Source organism: Salipaludibacillus sp. CUR1, from assembly GCF_021028955.1.
Lineage (GTDB): Bacteria > Bacillota > Bacilli > Bacillales > Salisediminibacteriaceae > Salipaludibacillus.
The window spans coordinates 44801-64107 of sequence record NZ_JAIWPE010000069.1; the positions used below are offsets into that span (position 1 = coordinate 44801).

General features: G+C 42.5%; 18 protein-coding genes. 8 read left to right on the plus strand and 10 right to left on the minus strand.

The features are described 5' to 3' along the window. The 7 genes from K8O68_RS14460 (at window position 1) to K8O68_RS14490 (ending at window position 8656) form a co-directional block, all read left to right on the plus strand. Entirely contained in the window at window positions 1–843 is an 843-nt protein-coding gene (locus K8O68_RS14460; RefSeq protein ID WP_230897567.1) for an MIP/aquaporin family protein, read from the plus strand. Window positions 844–855: 12 nt separating this feature from the next. Further along, window positions 856–2370 (plus strand): glycerol kinase GlpK, encoded by a 1515-nt coding sequence (gene glpK / locus K8O68_RS14465; RefSeq protein WP_230897568.1) that lies wholly within the window; start codon window positions 856–858, stop codon window positions 2368–2370. A gap of 165 nt (window positions 2371–2535) precedes the next feature. Beyond that, window positions 2536–4200 carry a glycerol-3-phosphate dehydrogenase/oxidase gene (locus K8O68_RS14470; protein WP_230897569.1) on the plus strand — a complete coding sequence of 555 codons (1665 nt, stop codon included), beginning with the start codon at window positions 2536–2538 and terminating at the stop codon, window positions 4198–4200. A gap of 83 nt (window positions 4201–4283) precedes the next feature. Beyond that, window positions 4284–6017: a phospho-sugar mutase gene (locus K8O68_RS14475; protein ID WP_230897570.1), complete on the plus strand. Its 1734-nt coding sequence runs from the start codon at window positions 4284–4286 to the stop codon at window positions 6015–6017. A 294-nt stretch (window positions 6018–6311) separates the two neighbouring features. Further along, a complete protein-coding gene (locus K8O68_RS14480; protein ID WP_230897571.1) occupies window positions 6312–6497 on the plus strand; it encodes an aspartyl-phosphate phosphatase Spo0E family protein in 186 nt (61 codons plus the stop codon). A gap of 494 nt (window positions 6498–6991) precedes the next feature. Next, window positions 6992–7486: a cation:proton antiporter regulatory subunit gene (locus K8O68_RS14485; RefSeq protein ID WP_230897572.1), complete on the plus strand. Its 495-nt coding sequence runs from the start codon at window positions 6992–6994 to the stop codon at window positions 7484–7486. After that, the gene (locus K8O68_RS14490) at window positions 7487–8656 is read left to right on the plus strand and encodes a cation:proton antiporter (protein WP_230897573.1); all 1170 of its coding nucleotides are present in this window, start codon (window positions 7487–7489) and stop codon (window positions 8654–8656) included. Between the two features lie 35 nt (window positions 8657–8691). On the opposite strand, the gene K8O68_RS14495 is transcribed toward K8O68_RS14490, so the two are convergent. The 5 genes from K8O68_RS14495 to K8O68_RS14515 all read right to left on the minus strand — a co-directional run bounded on the left by K8O68_RS14495 (window position 8692) and on the right by K8O68_RS14515 (window position 13179). Continuing rightward, window positions 8692–9129: a CBS domain-containing protein gene (locus K8O68_RS14495; RefSeq protein WP_230897574.1), complete on the minus strand. Its 438-nt coding sequence runs from the start codon at window positions 9127–9129 to the stop codon at window positions 8692–8694. Between the two features lie 33 nt (window positions 9130–9162). Then, window positions 9163–9864: a P-II family nitrogen regulator gene (locus K8O68_RS14500; protein WP_230897575.1), complete on the minus strand. Its 702-nt coding sequence runs from the start codon at window positions 9862–9864 to the stop codon at window positions 9163–9165. After that, entirely contained in the window at window positions 9861–10592 is a 732-nt protein-coding gene (locus K8O68_RS14505) for a DUF1538 domain-containing protein (protein WP_230897576.1), read from the minus strand. The genes K8O68_RS14500 and K8O68_RS14505 overlap by 4 nt, the downstream gene beginning before the upstream one ends. Next, window positions 10589–11281, minus strand: a complete 693-nt coding sequence (locus tag K8O68_RS14510; RefSeq protein WP_230897577.1) for a DUF1538 domain-containing protein — start codon at window positions 11279–11281, stop codon at window positions 10589–10591. The genes K8O68_RS14505 and K8O68_RS14510 overlap by 4 nt, the downstream gene beginning before the upstream one ends. Window positions 11282–11634: 353 nt before the next feature. Continuing rightward, entirely contained in the window at window positions 11635–13179 is a 1545-nt protein-coding gene (locus K8O68_RS14515; RefSeq protein WP_230897578.1) for a peptide chain release factor 3, read from the minus strand. Between the two features lie 183 nt (window positions 13180–13362). On the opposite strand from K8O68_RS14515, the gene K8O68_RS14520 reads away from it, so the two are divergent. Beyond that, complete coding sequence (locus K8O68_RS14520; protein WP_304619543.1) at window positions 13363–13467, plus strand: YjcZ family sporulation protein; 105 nt, start codon at window positions 13363–13365, stop codon at window positions 13465–13467. Window positions 13468–13487: 20 nt separating this feature from the next. Here the strand turns inward: K8O68_RS14520 and leuD are convergent, their stop codons facing one another. From leuD to ilvC, 5 genes are read right to left on the minus strand one after another with little or no spacing between them, the layout of a single operon-like run. Continuing rightward, window positions 13488–14087: a 3-isopropylmalate dehydratase small subunit gene (gene leuD / locus K8O68_RS14525; RefSeq protein ID WP_230897579.1), complete on the minus strand. Its 600-nt coding sequence runs from the start codon at window positions 14085–14087 to the stop codon at window positions 13488–13490. A gap of 28 nt (window positions 14088–14115) precedes the next feature. Then, window positions 14116–15531 (minus strand): 3-isopropylmalate dehydratase large subunit, encoded by a 1416-nt coding sequence (gene leuC, locus K8O68_RS14530; protein ID WP_230897580.1) that lies wholly within the window; start codon window positions 15529–15531, stop codon window positions 14116–14118. 13 nt (window positions 15532–15544) lie between these two features. Continuing rightward, on the minus strand, window positions 15545–16651 hold the full coding sequence (gene leuB / locus K8O68_RS14535; protein ID WP_230897581.1) for a 3-isopropylmalate dehydrogenase: 1107 nt from the start codon (window positions 16649–16651) through the stop codon (window positions 15545–15547). A 12-nt stretch (window positions 16652–16663) separates the two neighbouring features. Beyond that, the gene (locus tag K8O68_RS14540; protein ID WP_230897582.1) at window positions 16664–18217 is read right to left on the minus strand and encodes a 2-isopropylmalate synthase; all 1554 of its coding nucleotides are present in this window, start codon (window positions 18215–18217) and stop codon (window positions 16664–16666) included. Further along, the gene (gene ilvC / locus K8O68_RS14545; RefSeq protein ID WP_230897583.1) at window positions 18204–19235 is read right to left on the minus strand and encodes a ketol-acid reductoisomerase; all 1032 of its coding nucleotides are present in this window, start codon (window positions 19233–19235) and stop codon (window positions 18204–18206) included. Before ilvC ends, K8O68_RS14540 begins: the two co-directional genes overlap by 14 nt. Window positions 19236–19307 lie beyond the last annotated feature (72 nt).

Genomic DNA, 19307 nt, shown 5'->3' on the forward strand with positions numbered 1-19307 from the left:
ATGTCGCCTGTATTAGCTGAGTTTTTAGGTACGATGATGCTTATTGTCTTCGGGGGAGGGGTCGTAGCAGGGGTAGTCCTTAAAGGGACAAAGTCAGAAGGCACAGGATGGGTTTTAATAACTTTTGCCTGGGGTCTTGGTGTGGCCATGTCGGTTTATATGATTGGAGAAATCAGCGGAGGCCATATTAACCCTGCAGTAACAGTAGGGTTAGCGTTAATTGGGGATTTTGCATGGTCGAGTGTGCCGGCTTATATTGGGGCACAGTTAGCCGGAGCCTTTATCGGTGCCGCACTGGTTTTCTGTGTGTATTATCCGCATTTCAAAAATACAGAAGATCAAGGGGCAAAACATGGGGTTTTTGCTACAGCTCCGGCAATTAAACATACACCGTCAAACTATTTTAGTGAAGTTATAGGCACATTTGTGTTATTATTTGGTATCCTTGCATTAGGTGCCAATGATGCAGGTGGGCTTGATCCTCTTCTGGTTGGATTTTTAATCGTCGTCATTGGTATGTCTTTAGGTGGGACGACAGGGTATGCAATTAACCCTGCACGTGATTTAGGACCAAGAATTGCTCATGCAATTTTGCCCATCCATAACAAAGGGGATTCCGGCTGGTCATATGCGTGGATACCTATTGCAGGACCGATTATTGGTGGAGGGTTAGGAACATTAAGTTATATAGCTTTATTTGAAGGCGTTGTCAATCCGTCTCTATGGATTTTCATAGTATTATTTTTCATTGTTTTGTTTATCTCATTTAAAATGGATCAAAAAGAAGTACAGCCTAAGAGTTTGGAAGACACTTACCATAATCCAAAAGAACAACAAGCATAGGGGGAATTTAACATGGAAAAGAAATATGTATTAGCATTAGACCAGGGGACTACTAGTTCAAGAGCTATTTTATTTAACAAAGACGGAAAAATCGTAGACGTTGCCCAGAAAGAGTTCAGGCAGATTTTTCCTAATCCGGGCTGGGTAGAGCACAATGCTAATGAAATCTGGTCTTCAATCTTAGGGGTTATCGCAGAAGTACTCAGTAATCAGGATGTATCACCTAAAGAGATTGCCTCAATCGGGATTACAAATCAGCGTGAAACAACGGTGGTATGGGAAAAAGATACAGGCCGGCCGATATACAACGCGCTTGTATGGCAGTCTCGCCAGACTGATGATATTTGTAAGGAACTGAAAGAACAAGGCCACAACGATCTTTTCAGGGATAAAACGGGCTTATTAATCGATGCTTACTTTTCCGGGACTAAAGTGAAATGGCTTCTCGATAATGTTGAAGGGGCGAGAGAAAAAGCAGAACAGGGCAAACTTTTATTCGGAACCATTGATACGTGGCTTATTTGGAAACTTTCCGGAGGTACAGCCCACGTCACAGATTATACAAATGCTTCCCGTACGCTTATGTATAACATTCATGAATTAAAATGGGATGAGGAACTTCTTGATATTCTCGGTGTTCCACAATCGATGCTTCCTGAAGTAAGGCCATCTTCTGAAGAATACGCTAAAACGATCAGTTACCATTTCTTTGGAGAAGAAGTGCCAATCGCCGGGGCTGCGGGGGACCAGCAGGCAGCTTTATTCGGACAGGCATGCTTTGAGAAAGGGATGGCTAAAAATACTTACGGGACAGGCTGCTTTATGCTTATGAATACAGGAGAAGAGGCGGTTAAGTCCAATCATGGGCTGTTGACTACCATCGCCTGGGGAATTGACGGAAAAGTGGAATATGCGCTCGAGGGAAGTATTTTTGTAGCGGGTTCAGCGATCCAATGGCTGAGGGACGGATTAAGAATGGTTAAATCCGCACCGGAAAGTGAAGGATATGCGGCGCGGGTGGAATCAACTGACGGGGTCTATATGGTGCCTGCGTTTGTCGGATTGGGAACACCGTACTGGGACAGTGAAGTTCGCGGTGCTATATTCGGTCTTACGAGAGGAACGGAGAAAGAACACTTTATCCGTGCGACACTTGAATCCCTTGCTTACCAGACGCGCGATGTACTGGAAGCCATGGTTGCTGATTCAGGTATCGATGTCAAAACGTTAAGAGTTGACGGCGGGGCAGTGGCCAACAACTTCTTAATGCAATTTCAGAGTGATATTCTTGACGTGCCTGTTGACCGTCCGGAGATCCAGGAAACTACCGCTCTGGGGGCAGCTTATTTGGCAGGACTAGCTGTGGGATTCTGGCAAAATAAAGAGGAAATCGCCCAGCAGTGGCATATCGATAAAACGTTTAACACCGAAATGGATAATGACACACGTGAAGAATTATATGACGGCTGGAAAACGGCGGTCGACGCAACGATGAAATTTAAGAAAAAGAAAAAACAGACTATTTAATACAATTAAATTAAAAACTATGATATAATGACCTTAAATTAATTATGAAGGTCTGGAGATATGGAGAGACCACAGCACTTAAGCATAAAAGGATTACCTTTCATGCTTAGGATGTTGTGGTCTTTTTCTGTATATCCACCTTCCCACCAGGAAAGGATGTCTCAGATGGTAAAACCTTTTTCAGCAGTTCAACGGCAATCATACTTAAACCAAATGAGTGAAACTGAACTTGACCTTCTAGTAATCGGAGGAGGGATCACAGGGGCCGGGATCGCATTGGATGCGACTTCCAGAGGCATGACGACCGGGCTTGTTGAAATGCAGGATTATGCAGCAGGAACGTCAAGCCGCTCGACAAAGCTCGTACACGGCGGATTGAGATATTTAAAACAGTTTGAATTTAAAATCGTTGCAGAAGTAGGAAAAGAAAGAGCGATCGTTTACGACAATGCCCCTCACGTGACTAACCCTGAATGGATGCTGCTTCCGATTATCCAGGGGGGAACTTTCGGAAAGCTTGCGACGTCGATGGGATTAAAAGTCTATGATTTTCTAGCAGGCGTAAAACGTAAAGAAAGACGAAACATGTTAAGCAAGAAAGAAACTATGAAAAAGGAACCTCTCCTTCGACAGGATACATTGAAAGGAAGCGGTGTATACGTCGAGTATAAGACGGATGATGCAAGATTAACTCTCGAAATTTTAAAAGAAGCTGTTCACAGAGGGACAAAAGCAGTCAACTATACGAAAGCCGAGTCGCTCTTATATGAAAATGGCAAAGTAACTGGCGCTAAAGTAAAAGACCTGGCCAGCGGAGAAACCTACCATATCCGGGCTAAAAAAGTCGTTAACGCTGCAGGGCCATGGGTGGACGAGTTAAGGGAAAAAGACCGCTCTAAGAAAGGGAAATTCCTTTATTTAACGAAAGGTGTCCATATTGTCATCGACCAGTCCCGTTTTCCTTTAAAACAGGCTGTTTATTTCGACACAGAGGGAGACGGCAGAATGGTCTTCGCGATCCCAAGAGACGGGAAAACTTATGTTGGAACAACGGACACTCATTATGCAGAAGATATTGCGTCTCCTCGAATGACGGAAGATGATCTTACCTATCTTATTGATGCGACCAATTATATGTTCCCTTCAGTGAAGCTTAATAGGGAAGATGTGGAATCGAGCTGGGCAGGGCTGCGTCCGCTTATTCATGAAGAAGGAAAGGATGCTTCAGAAATTTCACGTAAGGATGAGATTTTTGAATCAGAGTCCGGCCTTTTATCCATTGCCGGAGGAAAGCTGACAGGTTACCGGAAAATGGCTGAACGGATTGTCGATTTGACTGCGAAGGAACTGGGAGTTTCTGAAAAGTGCACCACAGAAAAAATCGTTCTGTCGGGCGGTGATGTCGGAGGCTCCGACCAGCTGGAAACGTTTATAGAGAACTGGACGAAAAAAGGAAAAGAGATTGGCCTGAGCGAGAAAGAGGCCAGGAAACTTACCCGTCTTTACGGTTCTAATGTAGCGAGAGTTTATGAGATATTAGAAACTTCCGGGGATGAGGGCAAACTATACGATCTGCCTGCAAGTGTCTACGCTTCTCTCGTTTATGGAATCGAAGAGGAAATGGTTGTTTCACCGATTGATTTCTTTAACCGCCGCACGAGCGCCTTATTCTTTGATATAGATTTTGTTAAACAACATAAAATAGGAGTCTTAAAATATATGAATGACCGTTTTCACTGGAGTGAGGAAGAACGTGACCGGCACATTAAACTTCTTGAAGAAGAAATTTTCTACGCTGTAAATCCTGTGGCAGCAAAAGATAAAAATTAATGTGAAACCTCTTTACTATAGGCAGGAAATTGCGTATAACTAAACTTAAGAACTTTGCCTATATATAAAGAGGAGGAAACTAAATGGATTGGAAACAGCAGTATGAGAAATGGAAATCAAAGATAGGGCTGGATAAAAATATTAAAGAAGAACTCCTTCAGTTTGAAGATGACGAAAAGTCTCTAGAGGACTGTTTCTATAAAAACCTGGAGTTTGGCACCGGAGGCATGCGCGGAGAGATCGGGCCAGGCACGAACAGGATGAACATTTACACAATCAGGAAAGCAGCCCAGGGCCTGGCCCAGTTTATAAAAAAAGCCGGACAGGAAGCCGCTGATAAAGGGATAGTAATCGCCCACGATAACCGGAGGATGTCTAAAGAATTTGCTCTTGAAGCAGCCTACACGTTCGGGGCGAACGGCGTTAAAACGTATCTCTTTAAGGAATTGCGGCCTACTCCCGAACTTTCTTTTGCAGTCCGTGAATTAAATACGCATTCAGGGGCCATGATTACAGCGAGCCATAATCCTCCGGAATACAATGGTTTTAAAGTATACGGCGAAGATGGCGGACAGCTAGTCCCGGAAGAGGCAGACCGTCTTATAGCAATGGTTAATGCGGTTGAAGATGAGCTTGACGTAAAGACAGAAGATGCTGAAAAACTTGAGCAGGAAGGCCTTCTGGAATGGGTCCTTGAAGATATCGACGCCCGCTATCAGGAACAGTTGGAAACGGTGCTAATTGACAAGGAATTGATCCGCCAAACAGGAGATGACCTGTCGATCGTTTTCACCCCACTTCACGGAACAGCTCAAGAGCCTATGACGAGAGCTTTTGAGAAGGCAGGATTTACAAATGTGAATGTAGTGGAACAGCAGGCAACACCGGATACAGAATTTTCAACGGTTAAATCGCCTAATCCTGAAGAGCGTGAAGCATTTGAATTGGCAATTAATCTTGGAGAAGAAACCGGAGCTGATGTATTAATTGCTATGGATCCCGATGCAGACCGCGTCGGGCTGGCCGTGAAAAATAACGAAGGCAAGTACCAGGTATTATCAGGCAACCAGACAGGAGCCCTGATGCTTGATTACTTGCTGAAAAAGAAAAAAGAAAAAGGGCTTATTCCATCAAACGGGGTAGTTATTAAAACAGTGGTGACCTCTGAAATAGGCCGTACAATCGCCGAATCTTTCGGTGTTAAAACGCTGGATGTACTTACCGGGTTTAAATTTATCGGGGAAAAAATCCGCCAGTTCGAAGAGAGCGGAGAATACACCTTCCTGTATGGCTACGAAGAAAGCTTCGGATATTTAATTGAGCCTTTCGCAAGAGATAAAGACGCCATTCAAGCAGGCCTGTTAGCCGCAGAGATGTGCGCGTATTACAAGCAGGAGGGAATGACCTTATATGAAGGGCTGCTCAGCCTTTTCGACACTTATGGTTATTACTATGAAGATTTGGCTTCTTTCGTATTTAAAGGGAAAGAAGGAGCAGAGAAGATCCAACGAATTATGAGTGAATTCCGCAATGACATTTCTAATGGAAACCTGTCAGAAGGCGTATATGCAGTTGAGGATTATAAAACCAGTGTGCGGCACTTAATAAGCAACGGCGACACAGAGACAATTGATCTCCCGCAGTCCAATGTACTTAAAATATTGCTTGAGGATGGCTCCTGGTACTGTCTCAGACCATCAGGGACAGAGCCGAAAATAAAATGTTATTTCGGGGTGAAAGAAGACTCTTCTGACCTTGCTCATAAACGGATTGACGAGATTAAACAGAATGTTTTAGAAAAAGTTAATAACATTTAAAGAAAATTTCCAGAGGCCTGCAGGCTTCTGGAAATTTTTTAATACAGTTTTGGGAAAAAAGGGGAATTATCGCAAAACTTTTATAGTTTATATTAAAATAAAACACTAATTTTGCGTAAACTTTTGTGTAATTTTAATAAAAATTTCGTTTTTTGGCGTTTAATAATGGAAATAATGAATAAGAGTGTGGTAAAATTACAAATATCGTAAGTTCACATTAACTGTAAATTTTCTGAAACATTGTATGATAAGTATTTAAATCGAATGTAATTCAAGGTGAGGCGATTGTAAACAATGGGTTTTAAAAATTCTCTAAAAGTCCAAATGGAAGCTAAACGGAAATTAATGATATACTCAGCTAACAAACACGGTTTTACTTCCTCAGAAACCATTCGTTACAGCCAGGAACTTGATCATCTTATGAATCTTTACAGGAAATTCGAAACAGCAGGAGAAGAAAAAACGACATTTGTAAAATGAAACGTTACTTCATGATTAAACATACAAACAGAGTGTTTTTACAGAATAAAAAGTATCGTAATGGCAGGGCCGTTACGATACTTTTTATGTTTAATCATTTATGGAGGGGGCCTCTGAATGGAGGCTGACAGATTATTATGATGAGCAAACAGTTCACAAGCACCCTTCAGCTATTAAGGTTTTAAAACAGGGAGAAGAACTTACAAACAATAGAGATGGAAGCCGGTACGGTTTCTGTGTGGCCCTATACATTATTAGGAAGGAAAATAATTATTTTTTTCTATAAAGTTAACCAGCACAGCATTAGCAGAAATATAATTCTCTAAATTAAAATATCTGCAGCTGGTACTGCCACCTGGATGATGGTTGCAGCCTCTCACCCATTCGACTATGGACTGGTAGTAGAAGCGTTCTAAAGGAAGTATAGGATCTGATAATAGAATAGGATATAATACACTGTGGAGACTTATTTAGTGTCGAAAGGAAGGGTAATTATGAAAGTTAAAATGACTGATTTGCCGGGAATAGGTAAGAAAATATCATTTATAACTGGTGAAGACAGCATGATTGTGCTGGTAGTCCACCATACAGGGAAGAGAGAAATGTATTTCTTCTATGATAAAGATAATGATGAGGCAGACTTTAGTATAGATTTAACCGCCGATGAAACGCGTGAGTTAGGGGCCCAGCTTTTGGGGGCTGTTTTCCAGCCTGTCGATTCAGAAAAAATGAAACTTCTTAGAAGTCAAATTGTAACTGAATGGATTAAACTTGAAAAAGAATCGCCCTTAGTAAACAAGTCAATAGGAGCTTCGGAGATAAGAAAAAAAACTGGGGTTTCGGTAGTGGGAATTTTCAGGTCAGATGGAGTGATTGCCAGTCCTGATGTAGATCAGGTACTCTTGGCTGGCGACACACTGATGGCTATTGGGAAACAGGAGGAAATCAGTTTATTTGAAGAACTATGCGCAGGAGAGGCGGTTATATAATTGGATTTTCAGTTGCCAGTGATCCTTACGGCCGGCTTGTTATTCCTTCTGATGTTTTTTATAGGTGTTTTTGGAAGTCGCTTTAAAATACCTGAAGTGATCGTATATATATTATTAGGAATGGTTTTAGCTTCATTTATAAGTGAGTCAGAATTGCTTTATTTAGTGGGGGAAATTGGCATAATTTTATTGTTTTTTATGCTGGGGATGGAATTTCCCCTTAAACAGCTAATGAATGTAGCAAAAAAGGTCACACCCGCCGGTACCTTGGATGTTATTTTAAATATCGGAGTAACAATGGGGATTGTTTTATTATTTGGTTTAGGTGTCATAGAAGCATTATTAATAGGAGGAGTAGTTTACGCTACCAGTTCTTCAATTACCGCTAAAATGCTTGAAACATCTAAACGTATGGCTAACCCCGAATCTGAGTTTATTTTAGGATTATTAATTTTTGAGGATCTTGTGGCTCCTGTGTTAGTGGCCATTTTAGTCGGCTTGACAGCAGGCACAGCCTTAACTGCCGGTGCTTTCAGTGTTATCGCATTTAAAGTTATTTTGCTGATAGCAGGAGCTGTCATTCTTGGTCAGGTTTTATTTAAAAAGCTGGAGAAATTTTTCGATAAGTATTTGAATTATGATGCTTTTATACTTTTTGTGGCAGGGACAGCTTTAGCTTATGGGGGCATCGCTTTATATTTGAACTTATCCGAAGTTTTGGGGGCTTTTCTTGCTGGTATTATGATTGCTGAAGTAAGGAAAACGGAGCAGCTGGAACATCTTATAGTTCCTGTAAGGGATTTGACTCTGCCTATATTCTTTATCTGGTTTGGGACAACAATTGAATTTGGTGAAGGAATTCCTATGATCGGTCTTCTTATTACTCTTGTAGTTTGGGGAATAGCAGCAAAGCTAATAGTTGGAGTAGTTGGAGGAAGAATATATGGCCTGTCTAAAAAAGTTTCACTCAGAGCAGCATTCTCTCTCGTTCAGCGGGGGGAGTTTTCCATTATAATTGCCGCTTTGGCTTCTGCAGAGGTTATGGTTTTTAGCAGTGTAATCATTTTATCCACTGCAATCATAGGCATCATTCTTTTCCAGTTTGCTCCAAAGATTTCAAGAGCGTTCTATCCCAATAAAAAGCCATCTAAAGTTAAATTGCCTGGATAAAATGAAGGAGCTAATACTTAATGGTTACCACCCTTTCAGTGATCAAAATTTTGGAGCAGCTCAAAAATATTTAAATGGCCTGCAATTTTCTTGTTCTCATCTACTACAGGCAGCTCATCAACATTTTTTTCGACCATAAACTGAAGAGCTTCTTCCAAGGAATCATTAACATATATGACAGGACATTTGATCATTAAATCTTCAGCAGTCATGTGAGAAGATGTCAACTGGAATAAACTTTTTACAGAATAAGAATGATGCGTACGGATTCCTTTTTTCAGAGAGAAACCTTTTATCACTTTGCTGACTGGTATAATTCCTTTAAGCATGCTGTCATCTTCCACTACAAATAGCGAGCGGAAGAGAGGATTCATATTTTTAAACGAAGTGAATATTTCCTCAAAGTCCGCTGTGGGTGAAACCGTTGGAAAGTCACTTGTAATTGTGGTGAATACGTCCTTTACTTTAAGCATGTGATCACTCCTTTTGTTCTGGAAGGCCCCTTATTAAGGGGCTTCCTTCATAAGGTGGTGAATACCAATGGTTTGTTCCACCGGGAGAACAAATGAAATTCCTTTACCTGGTTGATTTATTTGTACGTCTTCCTCAATAGCTTTTAAAACTTCCTTTGTAAAACTTTTCTTTATCAGTGTAAGCACAACGTCTTTTTCCGGTTCGATAGCAATAGAAAAAAGTTTAGCTTTTTCATGAATGCCGCTTCCGCGTCCGTTAATAACTGTTCCGCCTTCAGCCCCTCCCCGGTTTGAAGCATCAATGACTTTACCTGCGTCCCCTTTATTTACAATGGTGATTATTAGGTCGAATCCTTTATGTTTAATATCATCAGTCATTTCCTCAATATCCTCCTTTACTACTTCCTCGTAATCCATATGGGCTATTCCAATTGTTTTTTTTATGTCAATAATGAACCCTAATCCTTTTCCTTTTTCATAAAGCTTGGCTTCTGTTAATACGGCATTCAGCACATTAGGGAGAATGTCTTCAGGGATTAGATTAAGAACCAGTTCTTTCTCATATAGTGCATCAATTCCAAATACTTTCTTTTTTTCGTGAATACCTCTTCCAGCGCCGAATAATATTGTTCCACCTTCAGAGCCTGCAGTTTTGGCCGCCTTCATAACTTTTTTAGCTTTGCCCTTTTTTATAATAGTGATTAAAAGTTTGTGATCTCTGCGAAGTTTACTCATTGTTCCATCCGCTCCTTTTGTTTGTAAATCAGGCCGAGAATGAGTACTGAAATGATAGGAGTCAAGGCTACTAAAGCAATCATGCCAAATCCGTCTACTAATGGGTCCCTTCCTTCTGTAACAGTGGCGACCCCTACGGCAATAGCCATTATAAATGTCACCGTCATAGGTCCCGTTGCTACTCCACCCGCATCAAATGCTATAGAAATAAAGCGGTCTTTAGAAAAGAATATCAGGATAATAGCAAGGGCGTACCCGGGTATAATAAACCACCATAGTGGAATACCTGCTAATATTCTGAACATCGATAATGCGATAGATACACCAACGCCTAGAGATAGTGTAATCAACATAACGTTTTTAGATATGGAACCGGCTGTAACTTTTTCTACTTCATAATTTAAGATTCTTATAGCCGGTTCAGCGAATGTGGCGACAAGGCCGAATAAAAATCCTAATACAGGGAGAAGTAACATCGTGTTTTCCCGGGCACCTAAGGATTCTCCAATTGCTTCGCCTGCAGGGAAGAACCCAACTTCTACACCTTGCAAAAATAAAACAAGCCCTGCAAAAGTAAAAATAATCCCTATCACTATATTTTTTATCTTTTCTTTTTCCAGTTTGAGAAAGAAAAACTGAAAGACGAAAAAGAAAATCAGCAAAGGAATAACCGCCATAGTTACTTCAATTAAAACATGGTCTATGTCTTCAAACAATGCAGTAATCATCCGTAAATCACTCCCAAAATCATCACCGAAATAATGGGACCTATAGAAGCTAATGCAACTAGGCCAAACCCGTCACTAGTGGATTGCTTTCCCCGCAAAACTGAGGCTACCCCAACTCCCAAAGCGAGTATAAAAGGAACGGTCATAGGTCCGGTTGTTACTCCCCCTGCATCAAATGAGATAGGTATAAATGCTTCCGGCGTGAAAGAAGCTAAAATAAAAACAGCTGCATATCCAACCATTAGTATATATTTTAATGGGATGTTGAAAATGGTTCTGGCCATAGCTACAGCAACAAAGAATCCAACTCCCATAGCTACGGCATATACAAGAACTAGATTGGAAATTGCTCCATCGGAGACTTGGTCCACCTGTGAAGCAAGTACTCTGACGTCTGGCTCTGCTATCGTTACTACCGCACCAAGGATAAATCCAATTACGATAATTAACCAGGGTTTTTTTGTTTTAGGTAAGGCAGACCCGATCATATCCCCAATAGGTAACAAACCGATATGTACACCTACCAGAAACAAAAATAAACCAAGCCCCACCATGATAACACCCGCTATAAAACGGAAAAAAATATCAAAAGGGAGACCGATTACTGTAAATTGTAAAATAATTATTAATACAGCCATAGGCAGGATTGCCATAATGACTTCTTTCAGCTGTTCATATATGTCTCTCATGTTTTCCCTCCAATCAGGTCATTTATTAATAGGTCGATTGTTAGTTCTTTACCCAAAAAACAGTTAGTTCACGCACGCTTTAAAATTAATTGAATAGTTTGAAAATAGGAGATATAATAAATATACTAACACGTCTTCATAAATTGAAGAAAGCGGTGAAAAGACATGGCCATCATCTATATTTGCAAGCAGTGTAACGGGTCGGGTCGTGTGGAAAGAAAACTTTGGTTTGTCACTGCATCATTATCGTGCCGCTCGTGTGAAGGAGAAGGAAAGAGAAAATCCTCCAAAAGAAAAGTAATAAATTAAGAAGCCTGCAGTTTTAAAGCTGCAGGCTTTATTCTGTTAAAAAACTATTCCAGAATATCCCAGCCTGTAGATAACTCAACGTCAGGATGCTTGTCGCTGAACCACCTGAGGGCAAAGTCATTTTCAAATAAGAGGACGGCACGCCCCTGCTGGTCGTTAACAAGCATTTTACGGCTGTCTGTCATATCATCAGAGACTTTTCCTTTTGTTACCCATCTGGCTAGTTCGTGGGTCATATGCTGGAACTCTATATCGACTTTATATTCATTTTTCATCCGGTACTCGAATACCTGGAACTGAAGTTCACCGACAGCTCCGATAATATAATCTTCAAAGTACGGCGTTTTATATAACTGAATCGTTCCTTCCTGGACGAGCTGTTCGATTCCTTTATGATACTGCTTATGTTTTAGAGCATTCTTGGCAGTGACTTTAGCGAACTTTTCAGGCGGGAACTGCGGCATTTCTTCATATTGCAGGCGCTCTCCGCCGCCGACAATCGTGTCGCCGACCTGAAAGTTTCCGGAATCATATAAGCCGACAATATCTCCAGGTTTGGCACTTTCTACTGTTTCCCTGTCGGAAGCAAAAAAGGAGTGTGACTGGTTTAGTTTCATTTTCTTCCCTGTCCGTGACAATGTCACTTCCATTCCTCTGTCAAACTGCCCGGAACAGACTCTTAAAAACGCAATCCGGTCACGGTGATTCGGGTTCATATTTGCCTGGATTTTAAAGATGAATCCGGAAAACTGCGGACTTTCCGGAGGCACGGACTCCCCTGAAGCTTTACGCGGCTGGGGAGGAGCGGCCAGTTTAACAAATTGATCAAGAAAAGACTGCACTCCGAAATTAGACAGCGCACTGCCAAAAAAGACAGGAGTTAAGGTTCCGTTCTGAACTTTTTCATGGGAATATTCATTTCCAGCTTCCTCAAGAAGCATGATTTCTTCTTCCAGAGCGTTACGTTCGTAGTCCTGAAGCACTGATTCCTCTTTGTAAGGGATGATCTCTCTCTCGTGTGAATCATTATAAATTTCGACGGTGTCATCGGGAATGCTGTAAATTCCTTTGAGCCGTTTTCCCATGCCGACCGGCCAGTTCATAGGATAAGTGTCCATTTCCAGCGTCTCTTCAATCTCAGAAAGAAGGTCTAATGGCTCCTTGCCTTCTCGGTCAAGTTTATTTATAAATGTTAAAATCGGAATACCTCTCATCCGGCAGACTTTAAAAAGTTTTAAGGTCTGGGCTTCGATTCCTTTAACACTGTCGATAACCATAACTGCCGTATCGACAGCTGTAAGTGTACGGTAGGTGTCCTCACTGAAATCCTGGTGCCCGGGAGTATCCAGAATATTAATTTGTACATCATTGTATAAAAGCTGCATGACACTGGAAGTAACAGAAATTCCTCTCTGCTTCTCGATTTCCATCCAGTCTGATGTGGCAAACTTTCCTGATTTTTTTCCTTTTACAGTTCCGGCACTGCGAATCCCGCCGCCCAGGAGAAGCACTTTCTCAGTTAACGTTGTTTTACCTGCGTCAGGGTGGGAAATAATTGCAAACGTGCGTCTCGGTGTGTCAACTGACATAAACAAATTCCTCTCTATAATAAAGTTATTAATGAACAGCAAGTTAATGTTATTCCAATACTCCATTATAACTAATAAACAGGAAAAAGCGAAGAGCTGAACATCAGTTAATTATTTTTAGCCCATACCGTGTGAATAGTTATGGCATAAGCTGATAGGACCTAAGAAAGGGGGAAGTATGCCATGAGTTATACGCCGCATCACGGAATGGGTTATGGAGACAGCTTTCTGCTTATATTAGTCCTGTTTATTCTGCTCGTCATTATCGGGTCGGCTTATATGTATTAAAGGCGGAAAAACCACCAGCTTTATATGCTGGTGGTTTTCTCTTGCGCTTGTTCAAAAGCATCAATTTTATCCTGATGGGTGAGAGTCACGGCAATTTCATCCCATCCGTTTAAAAGCATTTCTTTTAAATAGTTTACTATTTCAAATGAAGCTTCAAAACCGGTATCGTCGTAAACGACTTGATTTTTCAGGTCTGCGGATAAATTGTAGTTGCCTGACTCAGCTTTTTTAACAAGCTCTGAAGTTTGTTCTTCCGGCAGCTGAACTGGCAGAATACCATTTTTCACACAGTTATTATAGAATATATCGGCGAAACTCGGTGCTATAATCACTTTGAAACCGAAGTCCTGAAGAGCCCAAGGCGCATGTTCCCGCGAGGAGCCGCAGCCGAAATTTTCACCGGCAACTAAAATAGATGCTCCTTCATAAGCAGGATCGTTTAAGGAGAAATTCTGTTTGGGATTTCCTTCATTATCATAACGCCAGTTATAGAATAAAAACTGGCCGAAACCCTGGCGTTCAATACGTTTTAAAAATTGTTTAGGGATAATCTGGTCGGTGTCAATATTAGAACGGTTTAATGGATAGACAAGGCCAGTATGATGTTTTACAGGTTCCATTAAATACTACCTCCTGACTGTTTCGGATTTATACCGGAGCGGTTAAATAGCTGCGCACATCTACAAAGCGGCCTTCTACAGCAGCGGCTGCTGCCATTTCAGGAGCTACCAGGTGAGTTCTTGCTTCGTTACCCTGGCGGCCTTCGAAATTCCTGTTCGATGTGGAGGCGCATCTTTCTCCTGGCGGAACGATGTCATCGTTCATAGCGAGGCACATACTGCAGCCTGCTTCTCTCCATTCAAAGCCCGCATCCGTAAAAGTCTTATCAAGGCCTTCAGCTTCAGCTGCCTTTTTGACTGTTTGCGAACCAGGAACCACCATAGCTTTAACAGAAGGGTGGACTTTCTTACCTTCGACTACTTTAGCTGCCCGGCGTAAATCACTTAGACGCGAATTAGTACAGGAGCCAATGAAAACGTGGTCGACCGTAACTGAAGAGATAGGCTGATTTGCTTCAAGCCCCATATATTCCAAAGCGCGTTCAATTTCTTCTTTATCTGCAGCAGAATGTCCATCTTCAGGTGCCGGCACATGTCCGCTAACCGGAATACACATACTTGGGTTGGTTCCCCATGTGACTTGAGGCTCCACCTCATCCGCTGCAATTTCTACAGTAGCATCGTAGGCTGCCCCTTCATCAGAAGCGAGGGAGGACCAGTAATCGACGGCTTTTTCAAATGCCTCTCCTTCAGGAACATGGCGGCGCCCTTTCAAGTAGTCGAAAGTTGTGGCGTCAGGACTAATTAAGCCTGCTCTTGCACCTGCTTCAATGGACATGTTGCACACTGTCATTCTTTCTTCCATCGTCAGGTTCCGAATCGCTTCTCCGGTGTATTCAACGACATACCCTGTGCCGAATTTAACTCCGAATTTAGCAATAATAGCCAAAATTAAGTCTTTTGCTGTTACAGCAGGGTTAAGTTGTCCATTTACCTTTACATTCATTGATTTCGGACGGGCTTGCCAGAGTGTCTGGGTAGCAAGCACATGCTCTACTTCACTTGTTCCGATCCCGAATGCGAGCGCTCCGAAAGCTCCGTGGGTCGATGTATGGCTGTCGCCGCATACAATTGTTTTTCCAGGCTGAGTCAAGCCGAGTTCCGGCCCGATCACATGGACGATTCCCTGATCGGGGTGGTCAATATCCGCAAGAGGAACATTGAATTCCTCGCAGTTTTTCTGCAAAGTTTCCATTTGTTTTTTTGAAACAGGATCATTAATAATATGCCGGGCAACAGTCGGTACATTATGGTCCATTGTGGCAAAAGTCCGATCAGGGCGGCGGACACTGCGGCCTTTCATCCTCAGTCCTTCAAACGCCTGGGGAGAAGTCACTTCATGGACAAGTTGTAAATCAATATATAATAAGTCCGGTTTGTTTTCTTCCTGGTGTACGACGTGCTGTTCCCAAATTTTATCAATAATTGTTTTCGGTGTTGCCATGTGTGTCACTCCTTTAGGCATAACAGCTCATAATGCTTTTAGTGGTATTATTTGATTTAATACAGTCGACGACCAGTTGAGTCATTTTTTCTGTGCCTACTTTATGGCCGCCTTTAATGTTTAAGTCACCTGTATGATATTTGTTATCCAGTACTTCCTGCACTGCCGCTTCTATGACATTTGCTTCATGTTCGAGATGCAGGGAATGACGGAGCATCAGCGCTGTGGACAAAATCATTGCTAAAGGATTAGCAAGACCCTGGCCGGCAATATCCGGGGCTGAGCCATGCACCGGCTCGTATAAGCCGAAACCGTCTTCCCTCAAACTTGCTGAAGGAAGCATGCCCAATGAGCCAGTCAATACGGATGCTTCATCACTTAAAATATCACCGAACATGTTTTCCGTAACAATGACATCAAAGTAGGCAGGGTTTGTGATTAGTTTCATAGCTGCAGCATCCACAAGCATATGCTCGACCTGTACATCGGGATAATCCGCTTTTTTCTCTTCAACGATCTCACGCCAGAGTTTACTTGATTCCAGGACGTTGGCTTTATCTACAGATGTCAACTGTTTTCTGCGGATACTTGCTGCCTGAAAAGCTTTTTCAACGATCCGCTCAATTTCTTCCCGGTCGTAGGCAAGCGTATCTACAACCGATTGGCCGTTGTTTCTTCGTTCACTCGGGGTTCCAAAGTAGAGTCCACCGGTTAATTCACGGACAATCAGCAAATCGCTGTCTTTGACTACCTCATGCTTTAATGGAGAGGCATGCAGCAAGTTCTCAAAACCCTGAATCGGACGAAGGTTTGCGAAAAGACCGAGAGACTTCCGAATACCGAGCAACCCTTTTTCCGGTCTTAAGTGTGAAGGGTTCTGATCCCATTTTGGACCGCCGACGGCACCTAACAGCACAGCGTCAGCCTTCTGACAGGCCTGGTCTGTTTCGTCAGGAAGGGGAGTGCCATATTCATCAATAGCAGCTCCTCCTATGGCATGGGTTTCAAAGGAAAAAGTATGGTTAAATTCATCTGAAATGGCTTCAAGCACTTGTTTTGCGGATTCAATAACTTCAACACCGATCCCGTCTCCGGGGAGAAGAACGATCTTTTTATTCATGGTGGACCTCCTTTAATTTGTATGAGCTTGAACCATTTTGTCTTTAACAGGTGCCGGCTGGTAAAAAGCCCGGTTTACAGCATTTAAGAAAGCTTTAGCCGAAGCTTCCAATACATCTTGTGAAGAGCCTCTGCCGCTTACAGGCACGTCATTGACGACCATTTTAACGTGGGCCTGCGCGAGAGCGTCCCGGCCTCTACCGATCGAACTTAAATGAAAGTCTGTCAGGTGAATTTTCTCTTCAATCATAGAATCCAGAGTGTTATATAAAGCTTCTACACTTCCTTGGCCGGTTGAAGCTGTCTCGAGTTTTGATCCATCTGGAGCAATAAGCGCTACTGTGGCAGTCGGAAGGTTTGAAGAACCATACTGGACTTGGAAAGCTTGAAGCTGATATTTTTTAACATCGTCTGAATAGGTTTGAATTTCGGTTAAAATGGTAAATAGATCTTCATCGGTAACTTCTTTTTTACGGTCTGTCAGCTGCTTGAACGTTTTAAAGGCTTCAGCGAGTTTTTCTTCCGAAAGCTCGTAGCCTAACTGTTTTACTTTGTCGTTAAACGCATGTTTTCCAGAATGCTTTCCCATTACGAGATTGTTAGATTGTACTCCTACAAGCTCAGGGGTGATAATTTCATAGGTAGAGGCGTTTTTAAGTACGCCGTCCTGATGGATTCCGGATTCGTGTGCGAACGCATTTTGCCCGACAACAGCTTTATTTCGGGGAACCGCCATCCCTGTCAGTTTACTGACCAGATCACTCGTCCGCTTAATTTCTTTTAAAACCAGATTTGTTTCAAAAGGATAGAAGTCTTTACGGATATTAAGGGCGACCGCCAGCTCTTCTAATGCCGCATTGCCGGCGCGTTCGCCAATTCCGTTAATAGTTCCTTCAATTTGGGTAGCGCCATTTTCAATGGCGGCGATAGAATTGGCAACTGCCATTCCTAAATCATCGTGGCAGTGTGCCGAAAGGATGGCCTGGTCAATATTCGGGACGTTTTCCTTTACATATTTGAACAGTTTTCCGTACTCATATGGCGTAGTGTAACCGACAGTGTCAGGCAAGTTAATGACAGTTGCCCCGGCATTTATCACTTTTTCGATTATTTTTACAAGGAATTCAGGATCGGAACGGGAAGCATCCTCCGCTGACCATTCCACTTTAGGAAATTTCCGGCGGGCATATCGTACCATTTCTTCAGCTGTTTCCATGACTTCCTCAGGCGTTTTTTTCAGCTTGTAGGTCATGTGAATAGGGGAGGTGGCAAGGAAAATATGCAATCGTGGATCCGAACCTTCCTTTAGAGCCTCCCAGGCTGTATCAATGTCTGATTTTTTGGCCCTTGCCAATCCGGCCACTGAAACGCCGCGTATATGGCGTGCAATCTCACGGACGCCCTCAAAATCGCCTTGTGAGGAAGCAGGGAAGCCTGCCTCCATCACGTCGACGCCGAACCTTTCCAATTGTTTTGCAATTTCAAGTTTTTCTAATTGATTAAGGTTAACGCCTGGCGATTGTTCACCGTCCCGAAGAGTTGTATCGAAGACGTTAACGTGAGCCATGGGTGACCACATCCTTTTTCTTTTTAGACTGCTGCTTGACAAATGGCATCAGTTCGCGAAGCTCACGTCCAACTTTTTCGATTTGGTGCTGATTTTCTTTTGCATTAATTGCTTTAAACTGAGGCCGGTTGGCCTGGTTTTCAAGAATCCAGTCTTTTGCAAATTTACCTGTCTGAATATCTGTCAGCACATCTTTCATACGCGCTTTTGTGTCTTCATTAACGACACGCGGCCCTGATACGAAATCTCCCCACTGGGCAGTGTCAGAAATAGAGTAACGCATGCCGGCAAGTCCTCCTTCATAGAGAAGGTCAACGATCAGCTTTGTTTCGTGCAGACACTCGAAGTAAGCGACTTCAGGCTGATAGCCTGCTTCAGTTAAAGTTTCAAAGCCTGCTTTAATCAGGCTTGTAATTCCGCCGCAGAGAACTGCCTGCTCACCGAACAAGTCTGTTTCTGTCTCTTCCTGGAATGACGTTTCAAGAATTCCGGCACGACCGGCTCCGACACCTTTTGCATAAGCGAGAGCTACTTCTGCAGCCTGGCCGGTTGCATCCTGGTAAACACCGTAGAGGGCCGGTACGCCTGCACCGTCCTCAAACGTTCTGCGGACAAGGTGGCCTGGTCCTTTAGGAGCGACAAGAAAAACGTCGACGTCTTCCGGAGGCTCAACCTGGCTGAAATGGATATTAAACCCGTGGGCAAAAGCAAGCGCATTTCCTGCTTCAAGGTTCGGTTTAATTTGTTCCTCATAGATTTTCGGCTGGCGTTCATCAGGAAGGAGAACCATTACGACGTCGGCTTGTTTGACGGCATCCGGAACAGTTTCTACCTGAACTCCGTCTTCAACAGCTTTATCCCATGACTTCCCTTTTCGGAGACCTACTACGACATCAAATCCGCTTTCTTTAAGATTTAAAGCATGAGCATGGCCTTGGGAGCCGTAACCGATAATGGCGATTTTTTTAGCTTTTAAAACCTCGTCCTGAATATTGTGATTGTAAAGTACTTTTGTCATTTGAATACATCCTTTCGAATTTTAAATTTTAATTTTTAAATTTATAAATATATTTCTAAGAATTTTTACTGT

What these genes read in the sequence shown, in the direction of transcription:
- K8O68_RS14495 (WP_230897574.1), bottom strand. Translation starts at nt 9,129, where the DNA reads ATGCTTAAAGTAAAGGACGTATTCACCACAATTACAAGTGACTTTCCA.
- K8O68_RS14540 (WP_230897582.1), bottom strand. Translation starts at nt 18,217, where the DNA reads ATGGCTCACGTTAACGTCTTCGATACAACTCTTCGGGACGGTGAACAA.
- K8O68_RS14470 (WP_230897569.1), top strand. Translation starts at nt 2,536, where the DNA reads ATGGTAAAACCTTTTTCAGCAGTTCAACGGCAATCATACTTAAACCAA.
- glpK (WP_230897568.1), top strand. Translation starts at nt 856, where the DNA reads ATGGAAAAGAAATATGTATTAGCATTAGACCAGGGGACTACTAGTTCA.
- K8O68_RS14475 (WP_230897570.1), top strand. Translation starts at nt 4,284, where the DNA reads ATGGATTGGAAACAGCAGTATGAGAAATGGAAATCAAAGATAGGGCTG.
- K8O68_RS14460 (WP_230897567.1), top strand. Translation starts at nt 1, where the DNA reads ATGTCGCCTGTATTAGCTGAGTTTTTAGGTACGATGATGCTTATTGTC.
- ilvC (WP_230897583.1), bottom strand. Translation starts at nt 19,235, where the DNA reads ATGACAAAAGTACTTTACAATCACAATATTCAGGACGAGGTTTTAAAA.
- K8O68_RS14500 (WP_230897575.1), bottom strand. Translation starts at nt 9,864, where the DNA reads ATGAGTAAACTTCGCAGAGATCACAAACTTTTAATCACTATTATAAAA.
- K8O68_RS14515 (WP_230897578.1), bottom strand. Translation starts at nt 13,179, where the DNA reads ATGTCAGTTGACACACCGAGACGCACGTTTGCAATTATTTCCCACCCT.
- K8O68_RS14480 (WP_230897571.1), top strand. Translation starts at nt 6,312, where the DNA reads ATGGGTTTTAAAAATTCTCTAAAAGTCCAAATGGAAGCTAAACGGAAA.
- leuB (WP_230897581.1), bottom strand. Translation starts at nt 16,651, where the DNA reads ATGAATAAAAAGATCGTTCTTCTCCCCGGAGACGGGATCGGTGTTGAA.
- K8O68_RS14505 (WP_230897576.1), bottom strand. Translation starts at nt 10,592, where the DNA reads ATGATTACTGCATTGTTTGAAGACATAGACCATGTTTTAATTGAAGTA.
- K8O68_RS14520 (WP_304619543.1), top strand. Translation starts at nt 13,363, where the DNA reads ATGAGTTATACGCCGCATCACGGAATGGGTTATGGAGACAGCTTTCTG.
- K8O68_RS14485 (WP_230897572.1), top strand. Translation starts at nt 6,992, where the DNA reads ATGAAAGTTAAAATGACTGATTTGCCGGGAATAGGTAAGAAAATATCA.
- K8O68_RS14510 (WP_230897577.1), bottom strand. Translation starts at nt 11,281, where the DNA reads ATGAGAGACATATATGAACAGCTGAAAGAAGTCATTATGGCAATCCTG.
- leuD (WP_230897579.1), bottom strand. Translation starts at nt 14,087, where the DNA reads ATGGAACCTGTAAAACATCATACTGGCCTTGTCTATCCATTAAACCGT.
- leuC (WP_230897580.1), bottom strand. Translation starts at nt 15,531, where the DNA reads ATGGCAACACCGAAAACAATTATTGATAAAATTTGGGAACAGCACGTC.